Raw genomic sequence first — 10,478 nt, 5'->3', positions numbered from 1 at the left:
GCAGCCTGTTCTAGCGCTGCTTGATCAAATCCGTGTTCGCTAAGCTCCGCATCAATTGCCTGTGCATCTTGCACTGCTTGCTTTAGTGTCACCCCATCACGTAGTGTTAAATCAACAAAGTAAATCGGCGTACGATAGCTTTGCGTGGTGCTTTTACCTCTTAGCGTTAATTGCAGGGGCAAACACGACAGCTTATTGCCTGACACCGCAGCAAAGTAGCTCAGCCGTGCGGCAAGCGTGCGAATACTATTAAAGCCTGTGGTGCGAAAGATAAACGTACCTAACTCATCATCTTCACTGAGATTAACGTACAAGCGACCATATGGCTTACAAGCACCGCCTTGCGCTAATGGACAACGATCAGGTGATGCGCAAGGCAATGTTTCCACACCATTACTTGTACGACGTTGACATTGCTCACCGTCACCCACGCATAGTGGGCGACCTGTTTGTCTATCGAACAGCGTGTACTCTGCTCGCAGGTTTAGCGTCGGATCGTTAAACAACATGCGTACCGGTATGTGTCTCAGCTTACCGTTACTGTGCTCGCGTAGCTTTTCATCTAGTGGATGATTGATCCAGCCATCCTTGTTCTGCACTTGACTGGTAATGGTGAATTGATCGTCTTTAGCAGGCAAACGCTTGCCGTCCTTTTGAATGACACGTCCGATGCTGATACGACCTAAAACTGGTGGGGTAATCGTGAGACCTTTAATCATGATGATAGTCCTTATAGGTTTAATAAAATGTGTTTAGCCATAAAAAAGCCCACCGATTAGGGTGGGCAGTTATGCGCTTGTTTTGGTTAAGTGTAGTAGGTTTCGACTTAGTCGTTTAAGATGACGAAGCGGCGACTACCTTGCTTGGTTTTACTAAATTTAGCTAATAGCTCAGGATGCGCTTTAATGACCGCTTTGCTATCCAAGCCGATACTATCTTTCGAGCGCTTCCAAGAAATAGCGCCCATCGAAAATACAGCCACCTCATTATGGGCAATCAGTGTTTGCAGCTGATGTTTAACTTGATCATGGCGCTGCTCTAGCTCTTGCATATAGTCACGGTAGCTCAGCAATTGCTCAAACAACTTGTTGGCACCATCATCATCTCGCAAATCAACCTTGCTTGAGGGCTTAGGCGTTGGATAAAGCAGCTTTAAGGCTTTGGCAGCTGACTCGCTATGATCAGGGGTTGGCGGCGTGTCTGTCTCAACATACTGCCAGAACTGACGCTCATGCTCCATGATGGACTCAATCAAGCGCTCATCCCGCTCAACCTTGTATATCTTAGCCTCGTGTCCACAAAGCAGCACGCAGATATGCGCCGCAGTTTTACCAGTGACCGCCAGCTGATGCTGCACTTGGCAGGTGACGTATAACGGCACGCCATGCTTCCAGAGCTTAGCACCATGTTCACCAGCAGTTTTGCATTCTAAAATCTGTACCTCATCACTACCAGTAATGGCATAATCTAAATTTGCTAGCATGAATGGCTGCTCAGGATGCTGCAAGATAGCGTTCACGCGGCGTACCTTATTCCCGGTATGCGCTTGGTAATATTTAGCGACCATCGGCTCTAAGGTATTACCCCAATAGAGTGGTGAATATCCTTCAATGCTCTCATCGATGTCGGAGCTCATGCGTCCTGTTTTAATCATCCATAACTCAAGCATCGATAAATACGGATGAATACCACAAGCGGCAGCGGCATCAGAGCTGCCAATGCCTTGTCTGCGTACCTGTAGCCAGTCCTCACGGCTTAAATCTTTAGTATTAATCAAACGCTTAGCAGTCGTTGAAGTATTAGATTGGTTAGGTTTATCAGCGGTAACGCTTTGCTTGGCTTTCACTACTGCTGGTTTAAGCCTAACGGTTGCACGCTTGGCTTGTCTTGGCTGAGTCGTGCTGTTTAGTGCGATCATGTTCATAACGAACTCCTTTGATAAATGGATTATGGGTATTAAATGAAATAAGCGGCATAAAAAACCACGCTCGAAGGCGTGGTTGATTGTATTGTTAGATTTTAAATGTGGCTGGTTAGGCCAGCATCAGTAGCGATTCCTCTAAACCCTTTTGTTTAAGCTTAGCGCCAGAGCCAAACCAAGCACCGTCTAATCGATGGTCTCTCGACATTGCTCTGCGTTCGTGATCGACGTATTCAGTGATACTGCATAGCAAGCCGTAAGCGGTGTCTTTAGCGGCATCAAGATCGGCTCCGCGACCTTGACCGTTAAACATGTTCATCACCTGATTCATCGCCTTGGCATTGGGCACCGCGTCTTTCTCTTTCTTAGCGCTGTTGAACAGAATGATGTCATTGTCCTGATCATTGAACACACGGCTAAGATAATTGGCGGCTTCTGCTTGAGTGACACGGCGCTCTGATAATTGCTTCATTTCATAGCTGTGCTCATCCCATTGCTTCACCGACACGCCTAGTTGCTGCTTGACCTTATCCGCATCAAACGAGGTGGAATGCGGAACTTTAACGACGCCTCCTGAACCATTCGCTAAGCTAATAGAAAGCGTGTTATTACAGACCACACGGATTGATGTGAACTGTGCTGTGGTCGCTAGCGTGCCATCACAAGCGGTTGCAAGAAGCAAGTAGCCATTACTGACATCTTTACCCTTAAGCGTTGCTGACTGCCCTGTACGAGCCAATGCCCATAGCTTACGGCCGCCCTTTAAGACGCCTGCGGTCTCTAATTCAAAATCAGACTGTTCCGTAAGATCACGATAGAACTCTAGAATCTCACGAGGTTGTACTTCTTGATAGCGCTGGCTAACGACTGATAATGGCTCAAAGTTATCAGAGCGGTACAACACCTTTTGCTCAGCAAAGGGCAGAATCAAATTGTGTCCTTTATCATTATTCGCCATGTAGCTCACGTCTGAGGATTCTATACGCCAGTCCATACCCGCTTGCTTTGCCCAGACTTCGATAGGCTGCTTGGGAGCCAGCTCATTACCTAAGCCATGCCAAGGGGTTTCGCCAACGTATGCCATTGATTCGATTAAATGTGCCATTATGATTTTTCCTTTTAGTTTTGATTAGAATTATGGGTTATATGGATAGGTTAAATGCTGAAAGTTCTTGAGCAGGTATTGCAGGTATAACTGGGCTTTGCTGCCAAAACGAGTAAGGGTGGCTGTTGTAGTTTGTCTTTAGCCAAGCTAATAGCAGAAGCCAGTGCCGTTCCTACCACCACACCGATTGCTGAATTGATTTTGTAGTACCTACAGATGCTTACACCAAGACCTGATAGGGCAGATTGTGAACACAGTTGCTCAAAGATATTAAAGGGACTGTCAGTATCCGTATTGCTTTTTACGTTCGCTGAATGACAGTGTGGGCAGATCGGTCTCATAAAGGACTCCTTTTTAGATTGCGCATAAAAAAGGCCTGCGATTAAGCAGACCTTTAATTAGGATAGTTTGGGGTTAAACAGTCAGGAGAGCGATGCTTCCTGACTGATCTCATAGGAATACTATATATCTAAAAATATTTTGTTATTCAGGCAAGCCTCTACGTTTTTTTGTACGATAAATACCATGACCAAAGGTACGCATGTTTGGTAACCAAAGTTTAAGTTGCTGCTCATTCTTGCTTGGCTTCGTTAGGTATAGAGCTGAAGCTAGAGCATTTTCAACTTCAATAGGATTATTTTGATGTATCATGCCGATACCTAGTTTGTCATGTTGCTTATACTGCTGCTTACGTTCTTTATCATGGTAGCTATAATATTCGCCTAGACCAGCGGTTACCTCCTTCCATTTCTCACCCACCTCTTTAGCAATATACCAATCATTCTGTCGCTCTGAACCATCATACATAAGCAGTAAATGACAGTGCAGCCCACCTTCTTCCCCACCTTGCTCAATAGCCCAAGCATTGCCTTGCAAATGCTCAAAGCAACTCTTTGGCTTGCAGTTTTTTGCTTTACCGATAAGCTCTCGAAACTTGCTCATGTGATAATTGAAGTCTTCAATGGTCACATGGTGGCTGGTTTCTTTTGCGTATTTTAGGTCGATACGTATAAAGAGCAGTCTTGAATAATGCCCGATTAGATTATTAATATAGCACCCTAGTTTATTTTTATTTTGAGATTCTTGGTAAATGAACGCATTACGTTCATTTTCAATATCATTTTTATAGCATGGCAGCATGTCGATAAAACGCTGAGTTTTATCATGATCCCAAATCACGTTTTCTGGATAGGTATCACCAACGATCGCTTGAGTGCTACTAAAAAATGATAAGACTGGCCGTGAGTAAAATAGCTCACTATCGAAGTGAGTCATGAACGGATAATAAAATCCGTTCAGTTTATTTAAGACCTCATTAAAACAGATAGTGTTCGCTAGTATATCTGTAACAAGACTATGGACGTTTGCAGCAGCTAGCGGTTGGTTTAGGTGTGAGTAAGACATTATGGTATTCCTATGAAGTTAGTTTCATAGGGTGGGATCAGTCCGTATTTTTATAATGATGGTCGCTGAGAGTTATGCCCTCAGCAGTAGAACAAGTAGCTGCTGTGTTTAGATAATAATATAAATAACCCACTAAGGACGAGCTGCCGTAGTGCAGCTTTGTGTAGGCGAGCTCTAGAAATTATGGTGATAGGTAGCAGTGGATTATAGGACTTTAAAGACAAATGGTTAAAGTGGAGTTAGCTGAACGGCACTACCAATTAGTCTGAACAATTTTTCGCTATAATATTTTAGAAACAGGTGGATATCACAAATTTTTAAAGCTATCTACTCTGACTTAGAACTAGGTTTGATAAGCATATTTTCGCTATTAAACTACCACTTCCGATTAAAGCTGCTCATTATTATCTCTAGCAAATCCTAACTCAATAGTTGCTTGGCTTCGTCTACGCCAGTTTAGTATAGACTCGCGACATCCATCGCTTTAGCTAATCAGCCCATCGTTTAATACGTAATAAAAATATAGACTCTTACTGTAAGCTGGTATATATTAACTATAGGTAAATTATATCGCCTAATAACAAGGCCTGTATGTATTTATTGCTAGAAATAAACTATAAAAAAAACAATGTAAAACCTTATAAAAACTAGTTTTTGTATTGTGTTTTTCTATAATCTTTTATGAGGAAATGACATGGTGGATGGACAATTAACTAGGCTTCCTGACAACCAGCACTATCCATTTGATCAAGGATCAATGGAGTATCATAATTCTCAATACTTGAGAACTATGTCAGACTTGTACATAAAAAGTATAAGATCTGGGACTAAGCGTATTGAAGATTACTTCAAAGAATTAGATAAAATGAGTGTTACGGATGCAAAATCCCTACTATATACGTATAATATTTTACTTAATAAAAGTTGGGAAAATATAAATTATGACAATGATGATTATAAAAACTTATTGATCAAAGAGCTTAAAACCTGGACTTCACCCATTGATAAATTTAATGAGTTATTGGATGTTAGAGCAACGAAGGTTTTACCAAAAAGTTATCTTGACTGGTTTAAAAATGATCTACGATGCTCACTTTTTATCACCAATCTTATCTATAATGTTTTTAAAAACTCAGCTTTTAAAGGTAAGGATGAGCTAATAACAGCAATTACAAGTTTTTTGCCATATAACATTATTTATTTTAATAGCCATGTAAATAACGAATTTGGTTATTTCAATAGAGTACAGATAATAGATGATTGGAAAGTTTCGAATTTACTCTCGATAAAATCCACGTATTTGAAAGGCCGTACACCTGATAAAGAATTAAAATGGCTTGATGTTGCTAACCATAATCAAATTGAATGGGTATATAGCTATATAGATAATGACAAGGATCAGCCTATAATCCTCAAGGATGTATTTTTCCCAGAGACTTTTGAAGAGAAATATGAGCTGGTACTAGCCCATTTAGACACACTATCAAACATTGAAAGCCCTAACATAGGAACTGAAAAGAATAAAGGTTACTCTGAGCGTAGCTATATGTTATACAAAATGAGAAAAGCTTGGGATGGTCGAAAAAATTATAGCTCTAAAAACGAAGAAGGCGATGGCATTATAAAAATATATAAGAAAAATCAGACTAAGTTAGAAAAACTTATAGCCTTTAGTGGCTTTACCGCTCAGAAAATGATAAACAATTCTATCGAACAGATGTATGATCAGCTTATTAAAGATGATACTGAAGCAGTAGATAAGGACGATGCTTCAGGTTAACCTCACACTTGTTGTAAGTCTAGCAACGGCTTCTGCCTTTCCAGATTACGTTTATAGCTTCTGTTATACTAAAAACTAGTCAAGCGATAATATTTAGTTACTATTAAATTATAAAACTGAAAAACAAATCTAAAGTATACTCACAAGTGTACTAAAATATATATTTAAATATTTATCTATATACATCAAACACTTAACAACAATTAACCGTTCCGGCTCCGGGTACCATTACATAGTTCTATACTATCTTATAGAATAACTAAAGCCCCTATTACTAGGGGCTTTGTTGTATCTGGCGTTCTATACTGTCCTGCTTTATCTATCCCAATCCATGCATCTGATGTACACTACTATGTACACTGGTTTTTAAATGTACATTGGGGTGTCAGTTATGGAAGCACGCAAACCTATCAGCTCCGACCGCAGCATCAGCAGTCATAAAGCCGATGACAAAGAATACCTAGTCTCTGTCAAAAACCATCCTATGCTGTATCTCATGGTTAGACCTAATGGCACTAAATCTTGGGTTTATCGCTACCTGTCCCCTACCCATTTAAAAAACAAACGTATATCGCTTGGCGTGTATCCAAACGTATCGTTTGCTCGTGCCTGTGAAATTTGGCGTGACTATGAAGAGCTACTAAGTCGTAATTGAGCTATGCTGAAGAAACCGTACACCTAAACTTGGTAAACTAAGCGTATTAATCGGAGTTTATCATGACTAAGAAAGTAAGAACCTACAGTAACGAATTCAAAGCCGAAGCCGTTAAGAAGATAGCAGATAATAATGGCAATATCTCAGCTACTGTAAAGCAGTTAGGTATTGCCATGCAAACGCTATCAAACTGGCATAACAAAGCCAATCAAGGCAAGCTTGTCGGTACAGAGCAATATGGGGCGTGTTGAAGAATGAGCTGGTATATCATGAGGATTACAAAACCAGATTTACAGCCATAAACGATAGCGGTATAAGGACGGTCAATAGGATTGTGAAGCTCACTGATATGTGTAGCGAAATCGTCGCGTAATTGCATTTACCGCCTTCTTATTTTTCTAAGCAATCATATGCATAGTAAAAAATTTAATCACACTAAATGAAACAAATGCAGTAGCTTATAGGCTAGCCCTGTGTCGTAGCCTTTAATTGCCCCTATCATATCAATAAAAAATGCAAAAACGAATAACATGACGATACCAAATAAAATAAGCAAGATACTATGTGTCAGCTTTTTCCAAATGGGTTGATTTGTATCTTCAATATTGCCTTCGGGCAAGTTTTTGTTTAAGTCATACGGATCGTTAGGATCTATCTGACATTCAGCTTCAATCTCGGGGCTAAACTTAGGGGTGATGCTGGTGTTGATAGAGAGTAGACGCCCTAGGTAGCGTAGCCAAAGTTGTATGATAATTGCTAGATGTGTCCAGTTTAATCTTAATGCCTCCTTTGGATATTCCATATTTTCATCTGAGTCAAGAGCAGCTAGTGTAGCTCGCTTAAAAGATACTAATGGCGTTTCTCTTTTTTTATAAACTGGATGTATATAGCGAATAGAATTTTTGATTTCTACAATTTGTTTGTCGTCACTTTCCATATAACGACGGACAAATTCAAAATGTTGTTTTAGTTGTGTTCCACCTAGTATTTCTTTAGCTGTCAAATCACTGACAAAAGGCAAACTAAACATACCAGTAATCGTCACACCATCATCAGCAAGTGTGATACCACGAACATCGCCACCATCTTTATAAGTAGTCGCCATATAAAACCGTAGCTCATCCCAGTCAAAGACTTCTACTCTACGATTGGCTTGGCGCACATAGACTTTACGGGTTTTACGGTTAAAACGAATCGGTAAATAGGTATAGGTAAATAGTTCGGTTGAGAGTAATGGTAGTACATGTGTCAAAATACCTAAAAGTATTATTACGAATAATATAATAATACTGCCTAAAGCCGCGCTATTAGCAAATATTATAAGAAATAATACTCCCATAACATATAAAGCATACGTCACAAGGCCAAAGAAAAAGAGCCCCCAAACAGTTACATCTCCGCGTATTCTATCTTGCCGGCCTATCAGCTCCATATAGGTTGAATTAAACTGTACAACAGTGCGCTGCGAATAAAGTGGTACGTCATGGATCTGTTTTTTATCTAACCATTTGAAATCGCCAATCTTCTTAAGATTCGAAACATTTTTTCCGACCTCGTAATATCTTAATTTTGAATATGGTTTACGCCCTTCAGTATCTATCATTTAATTATCCTTGAGGTCGATGTCTTCACCGACCACAGCGCGGTCAAACTGCTCTAGCGTATGCTTAAGTGACCAATTATTGCTATCTGTACCCCATATACCATGTTTGAGCCAATTCTCCATACCTGTCTTTTTCCAGTAGCCGATAAATAGATTGATACCAATGAATGCAATTAGAACAAAGACGCCCACACCTGTAAATACTGTAAAACCTAATAGGTAGGTTGAAGCAAGACCGGTTACAGCTGAACCTCCATAGGCTTTACTAATAACGTAATTATCATTCTTACCTGCTGTATAGCTTGAATTTAAATCGAACCCTGCAAATGTTGCTTTATCTGTTTATAACCTCACTCCTCATCATTCAATACCTTAAGCATCTTAAAAAGATTATGAGTGGCATTGGCTTCTAAACCGTTGTAATTCACAAGAACCAATTCATCTAAACTGTCTGTTGTCTGATTACTTCTTGGGTTTATCAGACCTTGTATACCAACTTTGACTGACACTTCACTATGCTCTGATACAAACTGTATAAGTTGCTGCCTGAGCTGCTCTTGACGCTCGTTTCGGGTAATAATAAGTAGCTTACCACCTGAAACTTTTAATATAAGTTCATCACCTTTTAACGCTAAATCTCCAAAATAACGGTCAGTCCCTCCTTCATACTCACTGATTGGAATATCATCAGGATTTCTAGCAAATTCAGAGTTGTAAATTTTATCGTATTCCCTTGAGCTATGCTGAAGAAACCGTAGAGATAAACTTGGTAAACTAAGCGTATTAATCGGAGTTTATCATGACCAAGAAAGTAAGAACCTACAGTGACGAATTTAAAGCAGAAGCTGTCAAGAAGATATCAGACAATAATGGCAATATCTCGGCTACCGCAAAGCAGCTTGGCATTGCCATGCAAACGCTATCAAATTGGCATAACAAAGCCAATCAAGGCAAGCTTATCGGCACAGAACAATATGATCCTGATCTTATGACAGCGCTTCAAGAAATAAAGCAGCTCAAGCGACAACTTAAAGTTGCCGAGGAGGAGCGAGAGATATTAAAAAAGGCCACGGCGTACTTCGCGAAAAACAGTTAGTAAAGTACGCCTTTATTAAGGATAACCAGCAGATATTTAGTATCACAGCTATGTGCCGTGTACTAAAGGTTAAGCATTCTAGCTACTACGACTGGCTGAGTCGTGATATCAGCGATCAACAGATACATCGCAACCAGTCTGAGCTGCTGGTTAAAGCCGCGCACAGTGAAACAAAGGAGCGCTATGGATATGAGCGTCTGCATGCGCATCTAAGTGAGCGAGGCCATGACATTAGCCTATACATGGTGAGACGCATCAAAGAAGAGCACGGCATCAAATGCCGACGTCATAAGCGCTTTAAAGTGACCACCGACTCTAATCACAACAAGCTGGTTTATCCAAACGTGCTCGATCAGCAGTTTGATGCCAAGCGTCCTAATGAGTCTTGGGTCAGTGACATTACTTATATCTGGACAAATGAGGGCTGGCTGTACTTAGCAGGGGTCAAAGATCTATACACCAAAGAGCTGGTTGGCTACGCCATTAATAAACGCATGACTGCTGATTTAGTCTGTCGTGCACTAAATATGGCAATCAAGAACAGACGACCAGGCAAAGGGCTGATTGTGCATTCTGACAGAGGCAGTCAGTACTGTAGCCACGCTTATCACAAAATCATCAAGCAGCATCAGTTTACAGGCTCAATGAGTGCTAAAGGCAACTGCTTTGACAACGCACCCATAGAAAGCTTCTGGGGCATATTAAAGAACGAGCTGGTGTATCACCAAGACTATAAAACTAGATTTGCCGCCATTACCGATATCATTGGATATATTGAACTATATTACAACCAAACGAGAACTCAAAAGAGCTTGGGCTATAAATCGCCAAGACAGGTGTGGTTTGATTATTATCGTCAAGCTGCGTAATTAAATCTCCCAAGTTTAACTGTACGGATTTGACGGCAGGGGTCA

At 40.6% G+C, this 10,478-nt stretch carries 10 protein-coding genes and 1 pseudogene; 4 read left to right on the top strand and 7 right to left on the bottom strand.

Features of this window, described 5'->3' with window-relative positions; genetic code table 11:
- The 5 genes from W293_RS0105490 to W293_RS0105470 form a co-directional block, all read right to left on the bottom strand.
- Positions 1-719, bottom strand: a 719-nt coding sequence (locus W293_RS0105490) for a hypothetical protein (protein ID WP_025651464.1), incomplete at its 3' end; no start/stop codon positions are given.
- A gap of 107 nt (positions 720-826) precedes the next feature.
- The gene (locus tag W293_RS0105485) at positions 827-1,924 is read right to left on the bottom strand and encodes a YqaJ viral recombinase family protein (protein ID WP_025651463.1); all 1,098 of its coding nucleotides are present in this window, start codon (positions 1,922-1,924) and stop codon (positions 827-829) included.
- A gap of 109 nt (positions 1,925-2,033) precedes the next feature.
- Positions 2,034-3,026 (bottom strand): DUF932 domain-containing protein, encoded by a 993-nt coding sequence (locus W293_RS0105480; RefSeq protein ID WP_025651462.1) that lies wholly within the window; start codon positions 3,024-3,026, stop codon positions 2,034-2,036.
- Positions 3,027-3,076: 50 nt separating this feature from the next.
- Positions 3,077-3,367, bottom strand: a complete 291-nt coding sequence (locus tag W293_RS0105475; protein WP_025651461.1) for a hypothetical protein — start codon at positions 3,365-3,367, stop codon at positions 3,077-3,079.
- 142 nt (positions 3,368-3,509) lie between these two features.
- Positions 3,510-4,301: an inovirus-type Gp2 protein gene (locus W293_RS0105470; RefSeq protein ID WP_227502350.1), complete on the bottom strand. Its 792-nt coding sequence runs from the start codon at positions 4,299-4,301 to the stop codon at positions 3,510-3,512.
- Between the two features lie 823 nt (positions 4,302-5,124).
- Here W293_RS0105470 and W293_RS0105465 point away from each other — a divergent pair.
- From W293_RS0105465 to W293_RS0105455, 3 genes and pseudogenes are all read left to right on the top strand, one after another.
- Positions 5,125-6,210, top strand: coding sequence for a hypothetical protein (locus W293_RS0105465; protein ID WP_025651473.1), 1,086 nt, complete (start codon positions 5,125-5,127; stop codon positions 6,208-6,210).
- 391 nt (positions 6,211-6,601) lie between these two features.
- A complete protein-coding gene (locus tag W293_RS0105460; RefSeq protein WP_025651472.1) occupies positions 6,602-6,865 on the top strand; it encodes an Arm DNA-binding domain-containing protein in 264 nt (87 codons plus the stop codon).
- Positions 6,866-6,927: 62 nt separating this feature from the next.
- Positions 6,928-7,104, top strand: a pseudogene (locus tag W293_RS0105455) (transposase); the annotation flags it as partial.
- Between the two features lie 191 nt (positions 7,105-7,295).
- Here the strand turns inward: W293_RS0105455 and W293_RS0105450 are convergent.
- Both W293_RS0105450 and W293_RS0105445 read right to left on the bottom strand, forming a co-directional pair.
- Positions 7,296-8,468, bottom strand: a complete 1,173-nt coding sequence (locus tag W293_RS0105450) for a DUF6708 domain-containing protein (RefSeq protein ID WP_025651470.1) — start codon at positions 8,466-8,468, stop codon at positions 7,296-7,298.
- Positions 8,469-8,660 carry a hypothetical protein gene (locus W293_RS0105445; protein ID WP_025651469.1) on the bottom strand — a complete coding sequence of 64 codons (192 nt, stop codon included), beginning with the start codon at positions 8,658-8,660 and terminating at the stop codon, positions 8,469-8,471.
- Between the two features lie 607 nt (positions 8,661-9,267).
- On the opposite strand from W293_RS0105445, the gene W293_RS0105435 reads away from it, so the two are divergent.
- Positions 9,268-10,433, top strand: a protein-coding gene (locus tag W293_RS0105435; protein ID WP_156915601.1) for an IS3 family transposase whose coding sequence is annotated in 2 segments (ribosomal slippage) — positions 9,268-9,526 and positions 9,526-10,433 — 1,167 coding nt in all. Because the reading frame shifts where the segments join, the coding sequence is not laid out codon by codon here.
- Positions 10,434-10,478: the final 45 nt, after the last annotated feature.

It is taken from the genome of Psychrobacter sp. TB67 (genome assembly GCF_000511065.1).
In the GTDB taxonomy this organism is placed as follows: Bacteria; Pseudomonadota; Gammaproteobacteria; order Pseudomonadales; family Moraxellaceae; genus Psychrobacter; species Psychrobacter okhotskensis.
The sequence above is the reverse complement of the archived record's forward strand: the minus strand, read 5'-3'. Positions and strand labels throughout refer to the sequence as shown.

Coding starts and splice junctions, on each gene's coding strand:
- W293_RS0105460 (WP_025651472.1), top strand. CDS start 6,602: ATGGAAGCACGCAAACCTATCAGCTCCGACCGCAGCATCAGCAGTCAT.
- W293_RS0105465 (WP_025651473.1), top strand. CDS start 5,125: ATGGTGGATGGACAATTAACTAGGCTTCCTGACAACCAGCACTATCCA.
- W293_RS0105470 (WP_227502350.1), bottom strand. CDS start 4,301: ATGACTCACTTCGATAGTGAGCTATTTTACTCACGGCCAGTCTTATCA.
- W293_RS0105475 (WP_025651461.1), bottom strand. CDS start 3,367: ATGAGACCGATCTGCCCACACTGTCATTCAGCGAACGTAAAAAGCAAT.
- W293_RS0105485 (WP_025651463.1), bottom strand. CDS start 1,924: ATGAACATGATCGCACTAAACAGCACGACTCAGCCAAGACAAGCCAAG.
- W293_RS0105480 (WP_025651462.1), bottom strand. CDS start 3,026: ATGGCACATTTAATCGAATCAATGGCATACGTTGGCGAAACCCCTTGG.
- W293_RS0105450 (WP_025651470.1), bottom strand. CDS start 8,468: ATGATAGATACTGAAGGGCGTAAACCATATTCAAAATTAAGATATTAC.